The 15,521-nt window shown below is 64.7% G+C and carries 17 protein-coding genes and 1 pseudogene; 6 read left to right on the forward strand and 12 right to left on the reverse strand.

All coding sequences use genetic code 11. The annotated features are described in order from the left end of the window. Positions 1-60: 60 nt before the first annotated feature. The gene (locus CK218_RS21000; RefSeq protein WP_095828758.1) at positions 61-519 is read left to right on the forward strand and encodes a helix-turn-helix domain-containing protein; all 459 of its coding nucleotides are present in this window, start codon (positions 61-63) and stop codon (positions 517-519) included. 26 nt (positions 520-545) lie between these two features. Next, on the forward strand, positions 546-1,268 hold the full coding sequence (locus tag CK218_RS21005) for a 3-keto-5-aminohexanoate cleavage protein (RefSeq protein WP_095828759.1): 723 nt from the start codon (positions 546-548) through the stop codon (positions 1,266-1,268). A 40-nt stretch (positions 1,269-1,308) separates the two neighbouring features. Here CK218_RS21005 and CK218_RS21010 read toward each other — a convergent pair whose 3' ends face one another. The 4 genes from CK218_RS21010 to CK218_RS21025 all read right to left on the reverse strand — a co-directional run bounded on the left by CK218_RS21010 (position 1,309) and on the right by CK218_RS21025 (position 4,857). Then, positions 1,309-1,710, reverse strand: a complete 402-nt coding sequence (locus tag CK218_RS21010) for a GFA family protein (protein WP_095828760.1) — start codon at positions 1,708-1,710, stop codon at positions 1,309-1,311. Positions 1,711-1,788: 78 nt separating this feature from the next. Then, positions 1,789-2,781, reverse strand: coding sequence for an adenosine deaminase (add, locus tag CK218_RS21015; RefSeq protein ID WP_066992837.1), 993 nt, complete (start codon positions 2,779-2,781; stop codon positions 1,789-1,791). Positions 2,782-2,923: 142 nt separating this feature from the next. Next, positions 2,924-3,982, reverse strand: a complete 1,059-nt coding sequence (locus CK218_RS21020) for a Gfo/Idh/MocA family oxidoreductase (protein ID WP_095828761.1) — start codon at positions 3,980-3,982, stop codon at positions 2,924-2,926. A gap of 89 nt (positions 3,983-4,071) precedes the next feature. Next, positions 4,072-4,857, reverse strand: coding sequence for a ThuA domain-containing protein (locus CK218_RS21025; protein ID WP_095828811.1), 786 nt, complete (start codon positions 4,855-4,857; stop codon positions 4,072-4,074). Between the two features lie 217 nt (positions 4,858-5,074). Between CK218_RS21025 and CK218_RS21030 the strand changes: the two genes are divergently transcribed. After that, complete coding sequence (locus CK218_RS21030; protein ID WP_095824652.1) at positions 5,075-5,830, forward strand: DUF4239 domain-containing protein; 756 nt, start codon at positions 5,075-5,077, stop codon at positions 5,828-5,830. Positions 5,831-5,833: 3 nt separating this feature from the next. On the opposite strand, the gene CK218_RS21035 is transcribed toward CK218_RS21030, so the two are convergent. The 4 genes from CK218_RS21035 to CK218_RS21050 form a co-directional block, all read right to left on the reverse strand. Beyond that, positions 5,834-7,075, reverse strand: a complete 1,242-nt coding sequence (locus tag CK218_RS21035) for a glycosyltransferase (protein ID WP_095828762.1) — start codon at positions 7,073-7,075, stop codon at positions 5,834-5,836. A gap of 292 nt (positions 7,076-7,367) precedes the next feature. After that, on the reverse strand, positions 7,368-8,954 hold the full coding sequence (locus CK218_RS21040) for a tlde1 domain-containing protein (protein WP_245435122.1): 1,587 nt from the start codon (positions 8,952-8,954) through the stop codon (positions 7,368-7,370). 507 nt (positions 8,955-9,461) lie between these two features. Next, positions 9,462-9,710 carry a hypothetical protein gene (locus CK218_RS30715; protein ID WP_179294557.1) on the reverse strand — a complete coding sequence of 83 codons (249 nt, stop codon included), beginning with the start codon at positions 9,708-9,710 and terminating at the stop codon, positions 9,462-9,464. 282 nt (positions 9,711-9,992) lie between these two features. After that, positions 9,993-10,472, reverse strand: a complete 480-nt coding sequence (locus CK218_RS21050) for a DUF2231 domain-containing protein (RefSeq protein WP_245435123.1) — start codon at positions 10,470-10,472, stop codon at positions 9,993-9,995. 235 nt (positions 10,473-10,707) lie between these two features. Between CK218_RS21050 and CK218_RS31185 the strand changes: the two are divergent. Then, positions 10,708-10,861: pseudogene (locus CK218_RS31185) on the forward strand (SAM-dependent methyltransferase); the annotation flags it as partial. Positions 10,862-10,890: 29 nt separating this feature from the next. Here the strand turns inward: CK218_RS31185 and CK218_RS21060 are convergent. From CK218_RS21060 to CK218_RS30720, 4 genes are all read right to left on the reverse strand, one after another. Beyond that, entirely contained in the window at positions 10,891-12,144 is a 1,254-nt protein-coding gene (locus CK218_RS21060; protein ID WP_095828763.1) for an NAD(P)/FAD-dependent oxidoreductase, read from the reverse strand. Then, positions 12,141-12,875 carry a methyltransferase domain-containing protein gene (locus CK218_RS21065; RefSeq protein ID WP_095828764.1) on the reverse strand — a complete coding sequence of 245 codons (735 nt, stop codon included), beginning with the start codon at positions 12,873-12,875 and terminating at the stop codon, positions 12,141-12,143. Before CK218_RS21065 ends, CK218_RS21060 begins: the two co-directional genes overlap by 4 nt. Then, positions 12,872-13,939, reverse strand: a complete 1,068-nt coding sequence (locus CK218_RS21070) for a type III polyketide synthase (protein ID WP_095828765.1) — start codon at positions 13,937-13,939, stop codon at positions 12,872-12,874. The genes CK218_RS21065 and CK218_RS21070 overlap by 4 nt, the downstream gene beginning before the upstream one ends. 242 nt (positions 13,940-14,181) lie before the next feature. Next, positions 14,182-14,340 (reverse strand): hypothetical protein, encoded by a 159-nt coding sequence (locus CK218_RS30720; RefSeq protein ID WP_156751168.1) that lies wholly within the window; start codon positions 14,338-14,340, stop codon positions 14,182-14,184. Between the two features lie 232 nt (positions 14,341-14,572). On the opposite strand from CK218_RS30720, the gene CK218_RS30725 reads away from it, so the two are divergent. Both CK218_RS30725 and CK218_RS21085 read left to right on the forward strand, forming a co-directional pair. After that, the gene (locus CK218_RS30725) at positions 14,573-14,719 is read left to right on the forward strand and encodes a hypothetical protein (protein WP_082954140.1); all 147 of its coding nucleotides are present in this window, start codon (positions 14,573-14,575) and stop codon (positions 14,717-14,719) included. A gap of 582 nt (positions 14,720-15,301) precedes the next feature. After that, on the forward strand, positions 15,302-15,520 hold the full coding sequence (locus CK218_RS21085) for a hypothetical protein (protein ID WP_066999287.1): 219 nt from the start codon (positions 15,302-15,304) through the stop codon (positions 15,518-15,520). Position 15,521: the final 1 nt, after the last annotated feature.

Raw genomic sequence — 15,521 nt, forward strand, 5'->3', positions numbered from 1 at the left:
ATTTGACGCACGGAAGGAATGCTGTCAATTGAAAAGTGATTTACAAATGGAACTAACTTCATGTCGACGAAGGAAAGGTCCGGCTGCCCGATCAGCCTGTCGCTCGAGCTCATCGGCGACCGCTGGACGCTGCTCATCATCCGCGACCTGGCCTTCGCCGGGAAAAGGCATTTTCGCGAGTTCCTGCAGTCGGACGAAGGCATCTCGTCGCGCACGCTGGCCGAGCGGTTGCAGACCCTGGTCGACGAAGGCGTCCTCACCCGCAGCGACGACCCGACCCACAGGCTGAAAGCGATTTACCGGCTGACCGAGGCCGGCATCGACCTTTTGCCGATACTCGCCACGCTTGGCGCCTGGGGCAGCAAATATCGGAAGGCGGATGAGGATTTGGCGCGGGTTGCCAAGGAACTCGCGGCAGGCGGCCAGCCGGCGCTGGAGCGGATGAAAAAGAGGTTGAGGAAGGAGCATTTGGGATCCCGCCCGCAGGTTCCGTTTCCAGTCTATGCTCCCCTGCGCTAGGCTCCGCCTGAACAGGATCGACCGCCATGATCGTCCAGGCCTGCATCAACGGCGCCCGCGCCGCGGATTTCCACCCCGCCCTGCCGCTCGACCCGGATGCCATGGCACGCGACGGCGCGGCCTCGGTTGCGGCGGGTGCCGCCGAACTGCATGTGCATGCGCGCGGCGCCGACCGGCAGGAAAGCCTTGCCCCGGAAGCGATGGACCGGACGGTGACGGCGCTGCGCCGCGCCTGCCCCGGCACGCTGATCGGCGTTTCGACCGGCGCCTGGATCGAGAAGGACGACAGGCGCACGATTGCCGCCATCGCCGGCTGGCATGAGCTGCCCGACTACGCCTCGGTCAATCTCAGCGAGGCGGCGGCGCCCGAAGTGATGGAAGCGTTGCGCGACCGCGGCGTCGGCATCGAGGCCGGGCTGGCGTCGATCGGCGATGCGCTCAGGCTGGCCAGCCTCGATCATGGCCGCCGGGTGTTGCGCGTGCTGATCGAGATTTCGGAGCAGACGCTGGAGGAGGCCTTTGCCGTCGCCGACGGCATCGAAAAGCTGCTGCAACGCGAAGGCATTCACCGCTCGATCCTGTTGCATGGCGAGAACGCGACCGTGTGGCCCTTCGTCGAGCGGGCGGCGGTGCGGAAGTTTTCGACCCGTGTCGGGCTTGAGGACGGCAAAGAGTTGCCTGATGGGACGGTGGCGGACGGGAATGCGACGCTGGTGAAGGCGGCGGTGAGGATCTACCGCCGGGCGTGACTTGGTTCCTCGCCTCATGGGGAGGACCCAAGGCCAAAAGTCAGCCGAACTTCGTCAGCGGCTTGGCGGTTATCTCGACCCATTCGCAGCGCCGGCTGCGGTGGTAGAAGGATTGGAAGGGCGGCGGGAACGACGGATCCGCGAACGTCCCTACCGGAATCGCAGTAAGGCCGGGCTGCGTGTCGATGCGGTAGTGCACCGTGGTCCCGCAATCAGGGCAGAAGCTGTAGGTTATCTGCCCGCCCTGCTCGCCGGTGCGCGTGAACTGCAGCGCGCGCCCGTCTATCGTCACATCGGCCTCGGCAAAGCGCACATTGTAGCTGAAGGCGCTGCCTGTGCGCCGCTTGCAGTCGAGGCAATGACACACCGAGATGCGCACCGGCTCGCCCGCGCAGGTGGCCGACAGCTGACCGCAGGAACATTCGGCGCGTCGCGTGACCATGCTGGCTCCTTTCGACCGAGTCTCGGCACCTTATGCAGTTCGGCGGCGCGGTGAAAGCACCTATCCGCCGAGCGTCGCCTACCCCTGCCAGGCCGTCAGATCCGCCAGTATCCGCGCCTTCACCGCCGGGTCGGCGTAGCTCGCATGCACCGATGTCGCGGCGAGCTGGCGGATTATTTCAGTTTCCCAGGCGAAGGTCTCGGCGCAGGCGGCGTAAGAGGCTTCGAGCGTCGTGCCGAGCAGCGCCGGATCGTCGGTGTTGATGGAGACGGGAACGCCGGCTTTGCGCAGAGCGTCGATCGGATGCTCGGCAAGCGAAGGATAGACGCCGAGCGCGATGTTGGAGATCGGGCAGACGCCGAGCGGAATTCGCCTCTGTGCGAGCAGGTCGACCAGAGCCGGCTCCTCGATCGCGCGAACGCCATGGTCGATGCGATCGGCGCCAAGCAGCTCGATGGCGTCGCGAACGCCCTCGGGACCGCTCGACTCGCCGGCGTGGACGGTGCGTCGCAATCCGGCCGTGGCGGCGCGGCGGAACGCCTCGGCGAAGCGCGGACCGGTGCGCCCGGCGGCCGCCTCGTTGCCGTCGATCGAAAGGGCCACGACGCGCCGGTGCCTGATCCTGCTCAGCAACTCCACCAGTTCGATGGCGTCCTCGGCCGACTGTGTGCGCAGCAGGCTAACGCAGAGCCCGACCGGCGGGTATCCATCCTGCTCGGCCGCCGCGAACCCGGCATCGAAGGCGTCGATCATCCCGGCGATGTTCCGGTGCCAGTGCGGCCAGTGGGTCGGGTTGACGATGACATCGGCATAGCGCACGCCGCTCTTGGCCATGCGCCGCGCAAATTTATAGGCGGCGATGGCCAGCTGCTCGCGCGTGCGAAACGTGCCGCACAGCCAGTCGAGCATTTCGAGGAAGCTCTTCAGATCATGCGCCTCGAAGAGCCTGTCGCGCGGCGCGCGCAGCGGCATGCCAGCCTCCGCGCAATTCCTGATCACGTCGTCGGCCTCGAAGCAGCCCTCGACATGGATGTGCACTTCGGCCTTCGGCAACCCGATATAGTCGGTCAATGAAGCCTCCCGAGCTTTGTGGCCGCATCAAATCACGAAAGGCGAGATCAAGGCTTCAAGAAATGATTGAAAGATTTGTGTGTGATGGCCGCCAGTCTTCCCCCGTTGCGGGCCGTTGCGGGGGAGATCGGCAGGTTGGGCCTCACTGCGTGTCCGCGTGGGCTCTCAGCTCGGCGCGCTTCTCGTCCGACACCACCGCCAGATCCAGCACCTTCTGCAGACCCGCCGCATGGCGGAAATTGGGCTCGGCCTGCACGCCGCTTTTCACCGCCTCGACGAAGCGCTGGTAGTTGGTCGGCACGGTGCCGGCGTCGAGCTCTTCCCATTTGGCGTCCTCGACATTGGCACCGATGCAGCCCTTCAACATCGAGCCATTGAGATTGTGCACCACCTCGATGCCGCCCTTGTCGCCATAGATGCGCAGCCTGAGCTCGTTGAGATGGCCGCTCGCCCAGCGGCTGGCATGCACCACGCCGAAGGCGCCGTTGGCGAAATCGAGCGTCATGGCGAAGCTGTCATTGGCGTCGAGCTGGTAGTCGCCGATGCGGTTGCCCGGCGCCTTGTCGAAGGCGCGCAGCCGACAGAATACGTGGTCGATATCGAGGGCGGCGCCATAGCTGGCGAAGTCGAGGATGTGGATGCCGACGTCGCCGAGCACGCCGTTTGAGCCGTGGCCGCGCGAGAGCCGCCAGAGCCACTTGGGGTCGCTTCGCCAGTCGCCCCAGAATTTCGATACCAGCCAGCTCTGCAGATAGGAGGCCTCGACGTGTCGCACCGTGCCGATCTCGCCGGCCTGCACCATTTGCCGCGCCTTCTGCAGCGGCGCGACGTTGCGGTAGGTAAGGTTGACCATGTTGACGACGCCGGCGGCTTCCGCCGCCTCGGCCATCTCGCTTGCCTTGCCGAAATTTTCGGCCAGCGGCTTCTCGCACAGCACCGGCTTGCCGGCGCCGATCAGCGCCATGGTGGTCGGGTGGTGGATGCGGTCGGGCGTGACATTGGCGACCGCGTCGAAACCGCCCCAGTCGAGCGCCGCCTCCAGCGAGGTGAAGCGCTTCGCGATCTTGTAGGCGTCGGCATATTCGCCGACGCGGGCCGGATCGACATCGACGGCACCGACGATGTCGACGCCTTCGATGGCGCCGAAGCGGCGGGCATGCTCCTGCGCCATCCAGCCGGTACCGAGTATCAAAAGCCGCATTTTGCTCCTCCAGAGGAATTGGTTCGATTCAATGATATTAGGCGGACGATCTAATTGTTGCTTGCACGCAATCCCAAACAGAAAACGTTTTAGCGGAAACCAGCCTCGCCGGGCGCATGCAGCTTGCCGCCGCGTTCGACGATCGGCTCCAGCGCCTTCTCCACCGGCACGTTGGGTGCTTTGAGGATGGCGGAATTCCTGCCCTGCGGGTTGTGCGCCCACTTCACTGCGTTGCGCAGCACCTTGTGCACGGTCGCGTCGTGGTAGGTCGGATAGGTTTCGTGGCCCGGGCGGAAGTAGAAGACATTGCCGGCGCCGCGCCGGTAGGTAAGGCCTGAGCGGAACACCTCGCCGCCCTGGAACCAGGAGATGAAGACTGTCTCCAGCGGCTCCGGCACGGCGAACTGCTCGCCATACATCTCCTCGTTCTCGAGCTCGAAAAACTCGCCGATGCCTTCGGCGATCGGGTGGCTGGGGCTCGTCACCCAGAGCCGTTCGCGCTCACCGGCCTCGCGCCATTTGAGCGTGCAGGGCGTGCCCATCAGCCGTTTGAAGATTTTCGAGAAATGGCCGGAGTGGAGCACGATCAGTCCCATGCCTTCGAAGACGCGGCGTGCGACGCGCTCGACCACATCGTCGGCCACCGCGCCATGGTCCTTGTGACCCCACCAGACGAGCACGTCGGTCTCGGCGAGGCGGGATTCAGGCAACCCATGCTCCGGCTGCTCCAGCGTCGCGGTCGAGGCGGAGATCGCCTTGTCGGCGTTGAGCGCGTTGGCGATGGCCGTGTGCATGCCTTGCGGATAGATGCCGGCGACCACCTCATTGGTCCGCTCATGGATGTTCTCGCCCCAGACGACAGCGCGAATTGTCATGGATTGCCTCGTGATGGTGAGAGGGTGGAGCCGCCCGGCGCAATAGATAGCGTCTTCGGCCGGCATTGGAAGCGGATTTTGCCCTTCGCTCCGCTGCACATTACGACGAGCCCGAAAGCATCGTTGGCGAACAACCACATACGCCTGTATGCTTCCGCTTTGATTCAACCACCTCCACCCAATTGGCAACCGTCCTTTCCCGTGCGCAATATCAGCTATGGGCGAAGTGCTTATAGGGGCGGCGATTTTTGCATGTCTGGCCGGGGCGTCGCTGGTCAGCCTGATGGTGCATGAGCGCTTCCCTGCTCACCACCTTGGCGACGATACCAGCGCGGTGGTGCGGCTCGCCGCGAACCTCTTCATGGTGATGTCCTCGCTGGTCCTCGGCCTGATGATCAACTCGGCCAAGAACACGTTCGAATCCATCAACGTCAACGTCCACACCTTCGCCACCGATCTCATTCTGCTCGACAGAACGCTCCGACACTATGGACCGGAGGCGGACGGCGCCCGGCAATCGCTCACCGCCTATGTGCAGCGCGTCGTCGATACCTCGACCGCCGACAGCGACACGACGGTCGTCCCAAACAGGCTGTCGGAACTGCTGCTCAATCAGGTCGGCGATATCGTGGGCGGATTGACCCCTGCGAACGCCAGGCAGACCGCCGCGCAACAGGCGGCGACACAGCAGCTGCAGAAGGTGATCGCGCAGCGCTGGATCCTGGCCGAGCAGTCCGAGGGTGCCATCCCCGCGCCGCTGATCGCGCTGCTCGTTGCCTGGCTGACGCTGATCTTCGCCAGCTTCGGCTTCCGAGCACCGTGCAATGGAACCATCATCTTCACGTGCCTCATGTCGGGAGCGCTGGTGGCCGCGGCAATCTATCTGATCATCGACATGGACAGCCCTTTCTCCGGCCCGATCCAGGTCTCGCCGGCGCCCCTGCAGAGGGCGCTGGCGGAACTGACGCAGTGAAGGTCAGGCACGACCGAACATCTCGATCAACAGCTTCGCCGCTACCGCCGCGCCGTCGGCGCGGACCAAACGGGCAACCTCGCTCGCACGGATGCGGGTTTCGGGCGCCAGCGCCGTCTCCATCGCCGCCGACAATGACCCCGCTGTCGGAACCGGGCCGTCATGAGCTGCGCCGATGCCGAGCTCGGCCACCCGCCGCGCCCAGTACGGCTGGTCGCCGATCTGCGGCACCACCAGTTGCGGCGCTCCTGCCCGCGCGGCGGCGACGGTCGTTCCGGCACCGCCGTGATGCATGACCGCGGCGACGCGGCGGAACAGCGTCTGCTGGTTGACATCGCCGACGGCGAAGCAATCGTCCCGGTCGTCGGTAAGGCCAAGCTCGGCCCAGCCACGCGCGATCACCGTGCGCCGGCCCTTGGCACGGACCGCCTCGATGGCCGCACGGCCGGCCTCCTTGGCCACGGCAATGGAGCCGAAGCCGACATAGACCGGAGGCGGGCCGGCTTCGAGGAATGCCTCCAGCCCGTCGGGCAGCGGCCGCTCGTCGGCCAGGATCCAGGCGCCGGTCTGCCTGGCATCGGTCAGGTCCGATGGCAGCCACGGCCCGAGCGCTGGGTCGCAGGCGAGCAGGACCGGATCGCCGTAGACATAATCGCGGACATTCTCCGCCGCAGGCAATCCGAGCGACGCGCGCCAGCTGTTGATCGCTTGGCCGAACAGCGCGTTCTTGGTCGCGATATCCGTCTCCCACAGCAGCCGGTTGTCGGTCACCCCGGCTGGAAGCGGATGTCCCGGATATTCATGCGGCCGGTTGTGCACCGACGGCAGCCAGATCGGACAGAAGGTGGCAAGGATGTAGCGCATGTGCCGCTGCCCGGCGACCAGCCGCGCGGCGGCACAGGACGGAAACAGGCCGCAGGCCACCACGGCATCGCAGCCTTCGGCGGCCGCCATGAGCGTATCGTATTGCCTGGCGAGGATCTCGGCCGCCTGGCCGGAGATGAGCGCGGCCACGTCCTTCGGCGATTCCGATGCCCTGCGCCGCGTCATCTCCTTTACCCATTCGCGCACCGGTGCGAAGGCCGGCACCAGCTCCACACCGGCACGGGCGCACAGCGCTGCAAATTCTTCATCGCCGGGGACACTCACCCGCACCTCGGCGCCGAGCGCCTGCAGTCGCTCGCCCAGCGCCACCACCGGCTCGACATCGCCGCGCGAACCGTAAGTCGACAGTAAAATCCGCATGCAAACTCCCTTTCCTAAACTGAGGTCAAGGGCAGCGTACATACGGCATTGCCGGGGGCTTGCCGCAAGCCCGGGCTGCGCCATATATGCTTTCTGGGAGAGGGAGTTCTCCCTTTCCTCATCCGCAATTCGATGGAACCGGTCACTGCCGCTGTTGCAAGAGACGTGGCGAAGACATCAAGCGCGTGCGTCGACCGCGCCGCGCGTCAACGGCGGTAAAGACCGCAAACCGTCAAGAGATCAAAGGCAGCCTACCGGCAACAAGCTGCTGCCGGCATAGTGGCGGGCGGGGTCAGCCCTGGCGGCCTTCCTGGGCGACCTGGGTGGGCGACCCGTTCAGGCGCGGCACAACGACCAGGCGCTTGATCTTCCCCTTCTTGAAGGCAGAGAGGAAGCGGCCATAATCCTTGAAGGCCACGCAGCCGCTGGATTGGGCTGGGGCGCCGCGCAGCAGATAGGTATGGGCGAGCAGACCGTTGCGGTTATATTTGTTCCTGCCGCTGGTCGGCGTCAGCCGGATGGCCTCGACGCCGTGGAAGCGCGATTCACGCAGCGACAGATTGTAGGTGTCGGGCGGCGTCGGGCCGGAATTCTTGCGGTTGGCGAAGCGCGGCTGGTCGGCCATGGCGCCCTTCCCCGAATGCGCCTCCAGCTTGGAGCCATCGGGCATGTAGACCGTCGCCGTCGAGATGTCATAGACGGCGACGCCATTGCCCGTCGAAGGACTGTTGAACAGACCCCTGAAGGCGTTGCCGAGACCGCCGCGCTCGGGCGTGTCCGGCTTGGCGTAGGCGAGCATCTCGGAGGCTTGCGCCTTGCTGCGCTTGGCCGGCGCGGCCTCAATCGGCTTCGCACCCTGCACACCCGGAAGCGCCTGGTCGGAGCTCCTCAGCGAGCGCGGCGTCTGCGCACCTTCGGCGGAGTCGACAACGGTCGGCTGCGGCTTGGCCGGCTGCGGTTTGGCCGACTCCGGTTTGGCAATTTGGGGCCTTGCCGCCTGGCTTGCCTGCGGCTTGGCCGGTTCCGGCTTCCTCGCGGCATTCTGTTCAGGCTCTTCCGTCACGCGCTCGAGGGCGGTGCGCGGCCTCAAACCAGGCACTGCGATGCTGTCGGGCAAACCATCCTGCGGCGGCAGCGAAGCGACCTGCACTTCAGCTTTTCCGTCGTCGCCGGAAGCGCCGGCCGTCATCTCAGGCGCGTCGCCGCTGGCGAGCGCGACGGCGGTCGGCACGTCGACCGTCTCTTCGGGCATGACATTGGCAAGCGCCAGCGCCAGTTCGGACGCGCGCTGAACGTCGACCTGATTTCCGCCAAAGCGTGACTCGGCCGGGCCGCTCAAGGTCAGCCCACTCCGGGCCGAACCGCTGTCGGCCGCGCCGCCGAAGCGGCTTGCCGACGGCAAGCTCGCCAGCAGGACCGGAGCGTTCTCGGCGCGCCGGAAGGCATCGGCCAGTTTCTGCGGCGAAAGCCCGGCGCGCTTGATGACGCTGTCGAAACGGTCGGCGACGTCCGCGGCGGAAGCCGCGACAACCTTCTCATGCGATACGCTATCCGGTGCCGGTTTCAGCCGCGCGGCCTTGCCGTCATGCACCAAGCTGGAGGGGTTTGGCGTGGAGCTCGCAAAGCTGGCTGCGAGACTGAGGCAGCCGGCATCGCAGCCGCGGGTGAGCGAGCCCGTCTTGTGCGCACCGTTCGCGGCAAGGCGCGGCGCCCAGGCGTTCGCGACCTTGCGGCGCTGGTCGCCAAGCACGATGCTATGCGGCGCAAGCAGGCTCTGCGGCAATCCGTTGGAGGCGGCGGTGAGCGAGGTACTCACGGAATAGAGGCCGGCCATGGTCGCGACCGACCACAGGGCCAGGGCAGCGCCGACAGCAGGCACCACAACCCAACGATGACCACCAGATTTCTTCGAAGTTACCCCCTCTTCAGGAGCGTCACCCCGGTTCTTCAAACGCAAAAACGCCATACGACCACTCTCAATCGGCATGCCGGTTTGCGGACCTGGCACCCGTCACGATCACAGTTCGCCTGGTGCCCCCTGCACCTTCACGCGTCTGTTGCCGATTGATTCAAAAGATGGACAAAGATGGTTAACCAATCCCTCCACCAATCGCCATTGTGGCGACGGTCCATACGAAAAAAGAGCCCTCCATGGTCTGCGCCACGGTAAAAATGCTCTCCCTCAGCCGCTTTGCTGCCCGTTTTTGCGGGCCGAGTCAAGCAAGCGCGAAGGTTCTACCCTTTCGGGCGATCGCCAGCTAAGAACGGATTGAGGTTAAAAAACGGCAGGAAGAGCCTGGCGCGACCAGCTGCGGCATCTCTTCCAGGGCGGCAGATCGCAACGTCAACCCCGATGCGGGAAGACAGCCTTCGCCGCGCCAGACAATCAAGGACGGAGCTGTCGAGCCGGATTGCGTCGCGACGGTGCGGTGCGGCGCTCCGCAAGCGATTGCAACAACTCCGCTTCGGCGCTGAAGCCGTTTTGGAAGGCTTCGAGCACGTCGGAGGCAAGCTGTTCTCTTTCGCCCCCGTCTTTTAACGCCAGACGGCGATCGTTGCACAACTGATCGAATACTTTCTGGAGGAGCTCCAGCTCGACTGGCGTGAATATTCCGCTGTGTTTGGTGAAAGCCATGACGCCTCCCTGCCCCTTAGATGGGCGAAAGCGCGATCTACTCTTTCAAGCGTCCGTGTGCCTCGTCTGGGTGCGGACGACAAGGCATCCTACACCTTTCCGGCCGGCCTATCGATTCCGTCGTAGTCGTAGATCGGACTGTTCAAGCTGAACCCGCTTCCGTCGGCCAACGTCGCTTGGAGCTGTTCAACCTTTGAATCGCTTGCCCAATCCAGCCGATTGTTTTTATACAGCTTCCAGCGAAATCCTGGAGCTGCTTCAATCCCCGGCAAACGGGCGCATTCAGCGCATTTGGTCCGAATCGTCGGCAACGCCGACGTGATGCCGATAGACCATTCCCCAACCCTTCCAGCCGGTGAACAGAAGGATGAGGACAACGATCAGCGACAGGACAAGTCCAACCGGCACTACCGCTGCCTCCGCGTCGGCATACCGCGAGTACCAGTTGTAAAGTTCGATGAGAACGACGACCACGTTGCCGCCGGCGTGAAGCCATGCGTCTTGGAGATTGCGGATCTGGGTGTCCCCCAGGACATCGGTCAAGCCGGCAAGAGCCGCCAGCACGGCCATGGTCAGACCGGCCCCCAGCAGCCAGAGCGTAGCGGTGACCCAGCCCGGATTACCGGTTCGCCAGAAGATAAGGTCGCAAACGAAGGTCGCGACGAAGAAGGCGATCGGGAACGGTATCAGCATTGCATGAACAGGATGGCCGGCAATGCTTGCCGTGCTGTGCGGATTGCGAGGGATCGTGTGCTGGACCATCGTAGGGCCTCCTCGAGGCGTGGCGAGCGCCGCCCTCAGGCCACCTCACAACGCATCAGGGGCTCGGCGGCAGAAAGCCGGATATATGCAAACTCCGGTTGAGCCGGAATGTTCCATAACCCGACTGCGCTGCGCGGAACGGAATTCACGCACCGCTATAGGCGCGTATGCCAGTGTGGGCTCGACTCGAAAGCGAGCTGAACGATAGTGTGCTCTTGGCGCGCGCGATCCAATGCCACGCATCCCGGCGGTGGCTTATTGTCACGGCACTCTTCTTCGCAACGAAATCCAAGCCAGGGATCGGCAAAACTGGAGCAGCAACGGATTACGCCACTTCGGTGATTGCGGACAGGCACGGCAGCGGTGAGGTCGCCGCCAAAATTCAGTCGACATCATCGTGGCTGAACTCTAGGCCAACCTATCGAGCCAGGCGCGCATCGGCCAAACCAGGGACAGGTTTTGTCTTGCCGCTGAGCCGCGCTCCAAAGGTGAGCGTGCGTGGAAAATTGCGGACGACTACCTCCATCAACGCGACGCCGCCGGGGCCGAGGGCTAGCCGAGCCAGGGCTTCGGCGGCTAGGACCCGCGTGGAGAATAATCTTCGCCAGACCGCCTCGTAGCGTTTGCCGGCCGCTTCCCGTCCCGCCCGCCCGCTCGCCGCCCCGCAGAGTTCCTGAGCCACAAGCCAGCCGGACTGAAGCGCCATCGATATCCCCTCGGCGATAATCGGATGCGACTCGCCTGCGACATTGCCGACGCGGAAGATGTCCGCTTCGTAGCCTGCGCGGATGCCCGGCCGGATCGGGCCTGCGGCGAGCCACGGACCGTCAAGACGGGCATCCGCCAGCGCGTCCCGTGCGCCCCGGCATGTCGCCCTGATGTGACGCTCGACGGCTTCGGCCGCCGGAACATGGCCGCCGCGTTCGCGGGTAAGGCTGCCGCGCAGCCGGGCAAGCACGTCGCGCCTAATGCAGCACGAGATCGATAGGCGGCCACGGTCGGCGAGCACCATGCCGCCGTAGCCGCCGGGAAAAGTGAGCAGCGGCATCAGATCGGGCGGCAGCGCCGACCCGGTGAAATGTGCCTTGAACCCGAGCAGGTCCGAGGAGCGGCTTTGCTTCCCGAGCTGGCTCGGCAGCGGCCCCGGCTCCCACGAACCGTGTGCAGCGACGATTACCGATGCCCGCAGGATCATCCCCTCCTCGCCGGGACTGCCGCTTGTAGCCTGGATCCGCACCGCCTGGCGGTCGCCGTCCCCTTCGATGGCGACGGCACGGCAGGGCTGGAACACTTCCACGCCAGCCGAGCGGGCCGCGTCGAGCAGCAGCGTGTCCAATATGTCGCGGCCAAGCGCGCGGCCGAAGCCGTTTCTTGCCGCGGGTCCGGATCGCGCGCCCGGCATCGGCGCCTCGATGCTGGCATTGCCGGAAAAGAGGCCGACCCGGCGTATTTCCGGACCGGCCTCGCCGCGCCAGGCATCGCCGATACCCAGCCGGTCAAGGAGCGCGAGGTTGCTTGCCGAGATGTATTCGCCGCATACCTTGTGGCGCGGAAACGCGCTCTTCTCCACGATCGCGACAGCCCATCCGCGCCGGGCGAGCGCCAGCGCCGCCGACGTGCCCGCCGGGCCGGCGCCGATGATGATCGCATCGTGGGTGGATGCGCGCTTCACGGCTTATCCCTGGGCGCATCCCCGACCTGGATCGCCGAGGCCCCGACAAAGACATGCGAGAAAGGCCCTACGCGCCGTTCCTCGAGCGGGTTGCCGCCGGCGGCAGCCCAAAGATCGGAAAGCTCGTGGCCGCGAAAGCCGGCGCGGACGCTTTCAACCGCATCATGTCGCGTGACGTCGTTGACGCCAATTGCCGGCAGAAGCCGGGCCGCGACCAGTGCAAAGCCCGCCCGCAGCGGTTCCGTCGCCAGGATGAGCGGCGCCTTGGGCCGCAAAAGCGAGAACAGGCGAAGCAGTGCAGCATCGTTGAAATGATGCAGGAACAGGTTGACCGTGATCGCGTCGAAGGCCCTGCCATCGGCCCTCTCCGCCCAATCGAAGACATCTGCGGTGATGGTTTCGACCCTCCATCCCAGCCCGGCGAAATCCGCCGCGAGCTTCGGCGTGGCGAGGCGGACGCGATCGAGCATCGTCAGCTCCACCTCGCGCCAATCGCGTGCCATGCGCCACGCCACCTTGAGCATGAAGGTGCCGTCACCGGCGCCGATCTCCAGGATGCGGCCCGGCGGCCTCGGCAAAAATTTCCGCATGAGCAAAGCCATGATCGGCGCCTGGAACATCAGCGCGTTGATGCGGGCGAGATCGCGGCGCGAGCGGATTGCCCGCGCATCGTCGGCCGCGAGCCCGTCCAGGATTTCCGGAACGAGGCTGCGTTCAGCGAGCGCACTCATGAAACGGTCCTGAACAGCATGGTCTCGGCCGTCAGCCCGGGCCCGAACGACATGCCGCAGCCGAGCAGCCCGCCCGGCTTCTTCAGCATCTTCTCCATCACGAACATGACGGTTGGCGACGACATGTTGCCATATTGGCGAAGCACCTCGCGCGAGGGCTCGAGCGCGGCGGGCTCGAGTTCAAACGCCCTTTCGACGGCGTCGAGAATGCTGCGGCCGCCGGGATGCACAGCCCAGAGGTCGATCGCTTCCGGCGCCCGGCCTGCGAGGATCGCGTCCCGGTTGCTGCGCAGGGCTTCCTGGACAGCGGCCGGCACCTTGCCGGAAAGAACCATGTCGAAACCTTGGTCGCGGATATCCCAGGTCATCAGTTCGCGCTGCTCGTTCGCGACGGCGCAGCGGAAGGAGTCGAGCTCGATGCCGGGCGGCTCGGCGGTGACGATGCTCGCAGCGCAGCCGTCGCCCCAGAGGCAGAAGCAGAGCAGCTTTTCCAGTTCGGTGGTTTCCCTGATGTGCAGTGTGCAGATCTCGATGTTGACCAGCAGTACCCTTGCCCCCGGATCGGAGCGTACGATGTGGCGTGCAAGCTTGAGGCCGTTGACCGCAGCGTAGCAGCCCATGAAACCGATCATCGTGCGTTCGACGCCGTCCGCAAGGCCGCAGCGCTGAACCAGGTCGAGGTCGATGCCGGGCGCGGAGAAACCGGTGCAGGTGGTGACGATGAGGTGTGTGATGCGCGAAGCCTCGTTGCCGAGATGCAGCCCGTCGACGCCCTTTTGCGCCAGCGCGGGGGCGGCCTCTGCGAACATAGCCATTCTGGCGGCCGTCCCGGGAAATGCCCCCCGCTTGAAGATCCCGCCGAGATCGACCGACGGCCCTTCGGGGTCGAGAGCCGGGGCAAAGCAGGAGAAGCGGTGGTCAATGCCGGCAAGCCCGGCCATGCGTTCGAATAGTTTCCTGCGGTCGCTGCAGAGCATGGAGGCCGCGTAGCGCAGGTAGAACTGGTGGACTTCATGCTCCGGAACCGCCGTCGCGATCCGGTTGATGTAGGCGTTAGCGGACATTTACTGTCTCCCTGGGCCTCGGCGCGGTGCGCGCTGTTGCCGGAGGGGTTCCTTGCTCAAGAGCGCGCCTTGGCATGGCAGGCGCCAAGCGCTGACTGTTGCCTGTTCGATAAACGTTTCGGAAAACCTGTTTCTTCCCTGGCGTGTGATCCCGAAACTAAAAGATTTGAAGGGGATAATAGGCAAATCAAAGTGTTACAGCCTTTTCCGCGCCCTAGCAGCAGGCAAGGATTTCGGCTCGATCACTTGCTGCCCTGCACCGTTCCGGGCACGATCAAGGCTCCCTGATCGCGCTCTGAATATCTGAAGCCGATAAAGAACAAGGCAATGATGATAAGGCCAACCGCCAGCACGATGGCGAGGGTCCTTCCCGGGTTTTCGGCAGGCGGTCTATCTAGCATGTGGTTCGCCTCCCATATCAACCTAGCGAAGGCGGGAAGGGTTCCCAGGCACGTGTAACGCTCACCCGGTCCGACATTGAACGGTATCGGCAAGGAAGCGGGAAGCGCACCCCAGCGAGCGAATAGCGACCACCGGCGATAGCTGCAAATTGCATCAATCGAATTGTGAGAAAATTAATCAGCGCTTTCTAATATTGTTGGTCACCCGGCAACGAATTCCGGTAACGGACCCATGACCAAGAACCTCGGCAACGCCAAGCCCAACGCCCCTGCGGGCGAGATAAGATCCTCGCCATTCGGCAGGATAGCGCCGGCGCTGTTCCCGCTGGCAGTCGTGGCGCTGGGCTACCTCGTGGGCAAGCAGTTCTTCGGTTTCTGATGCTGGGCAAATGTTCTGTGGAGGCGGGCCGGAGCCTCGCGCGGGCCGGTGCTCGTATTCGGCCGTTTGCGCCCCTCCCACTGCTTTGGTCCTAGGGCCTAGGTCGTTCTTGCCCTTGCATTAGTACAAGCGCATGTTCGAAGTAGCCGGCAGGCTCGCAAACTCCGGTCAGGCCCGGCCGCCGAACCCAAACACCCCCCCCAGGCTGCCGGGCCGTCGGCGCGCCTTGCAAGCAAGCCCTCCACACCACCGATCGGTCCGCAACCAGCGCTGCTGCCGCGGTGGACCTGCACGCGCTCACAATCGCTCCAAAGCGCTCGAGAGGCGTATCGTTGCGCGGACCGGGCGCCGCATCGAAGTCGAATTCTACCTAGGGTGTCCTTCAAGCTTTCAGTGTCTGGATTTTATCCATTTTGAACGGCCCTTACCGGAAATCTGTATTTTCGACATCAAGTGTGCTCGTGCCTTGCAACTATTCTCCTGCTGAGGATAATAAGCGGTTGCTTGCGGCGACCCTTCGTGCGTTAAATCGTATTGCTGTTCGAGGATGCAATTCTTAGGGCGACGAGCCTGGAGCTGCACATGGTGGCAGGCGAACCAGACAGTGTCCGCGTAAAATTCATCAACGGCCAATGGCTGGTGCGCGTCGTCGAAGGCGGCCGGCTGGCCCATCAGCTGTTCAACATCCACGCGGAAGCCGAAGCCTTCGCCGAGGAGGAACGCCACCGGCTGGGCCTGCCGGGCGAGCCGCCGGCCGCGGAGCCGGCCGAGCCAAAGCGGCGCGGCGGGCGCAGACGCTGAG

The organism is Mesorhizobium sp. WSM3879 (assembly GCF_002294915.1).
GTDB lineage: Bacteria > Pseudomonadota > Alphaproteobacteria > Rhizobiales > Rhizobiaceae > Mesorhizobium.

What these genes read in the sequence shown, in the direction of transcription:
- CK218_RS21070 (WP_095828765.1), bottom strand. Translation starts at nt 13,939, where the DNA reads ATGTCCGCTAACGCCTACATCAACCGGATCGCGACGGCGGTTCCGGAG.
- CK218_RS21085 (WP_066999287.1), top strand. Translation starts at nt 15,302, where the DNA reads ATGGTGGCAGGCGAACCAGACAGTGTCCGCGTAAAATTCATCAACGGC.
- CK218_RS21030 (WP_095824652.1), top strand. Translation starts at nt 5,075, where the DNA reads ATGGGCGAAGTGCTTATAGGGGCGGCGATTTTTGCATGTCTGGCCGGG.
- CK218_RS21005 (WP_095828759.1), top strand. Translation starts at nt 546, where the DNA reads ATGATCGTCCAGGCCTGCATCAACGGCGCCCGCGCCGCGGATTTCCAC.
- CK218_RS30720 (WP_156751168.1), bottom strand. Translation starts at nt 14,340, where the DNA reads ATGCTAGATAGACCGCCTGCCGAAAACCCGGGAAGGACCCTCGCCATC.
- CK218_RS21010 (WP_095828760.1), bottom strand. Translation starts at nt 1,710, where the DNA reads ATGGTCACGCGACGCGCCGAATGTTCCTGCGGTCAGCTGTCGGCCACC.
- CK218_RS21000 (WP_095828758.1), top strand. Translation starts at nt 61, where the DNA reads ATGTCGACGAAGGAAAGGTCCGGCTGCCCGATCAGCCTGTCGCTCGAG.
- CK218_RS21050 (WP_245435123.1), bottom strand. Translation starts at nt 10,472, where the DNA reads ATGGTCCAGCACACGATCCCTCGCAATCCGCACAGCACGGCAAGCATT.
- CK218_RS21020 (WP_095828761.1), bottom strand. Translation starts at nt 3,982, where the DNA reads ATGCGGCTTTTGATACTCGGTACCGGCTGGATGGCGCAGGAGCATGCC.
- CK218_RS21065 (WP_095828764.1), bottom strand. Translation starts at nt 12,875, where the DNA reads ATGAGTGCGCTCGCTGAACGCAGCCTCGTTCCGGAAATCCTGGACGGG.
- CK218_RS21025 (WP_095828811.1), bottom strand. Translation starts at nt 4,857, where the DNA reads ATGACAATTCGCGCTGTCGTCTGGGGCGAGAACATCCATGAGCGGACC.
- CK218_RS30715 (WP_179294557.1), bottom strand. Translation starts at nt 9,710, where the DNA reads ATGGCTTTCACCAAACACAGCGGAATATTCACGCCAGTCGAGCTGGAG.
- CK218_RS30725 (WP_082954140.1), top strand. Translation starts at nt 14,573, where the DNA reads ATGACCAAGAACCTCGGCAACGCCAAGCCCAACGCCCCTGCGGGCGAG.
- CK218_RS21035 (WP_095828762.1), bottom strand. Translation starts at nt 7,075, where the DNA reads ATGCGGATTTTACTGTCGACTTACGGTTCGCGCGGCGATGTCGAGCCG.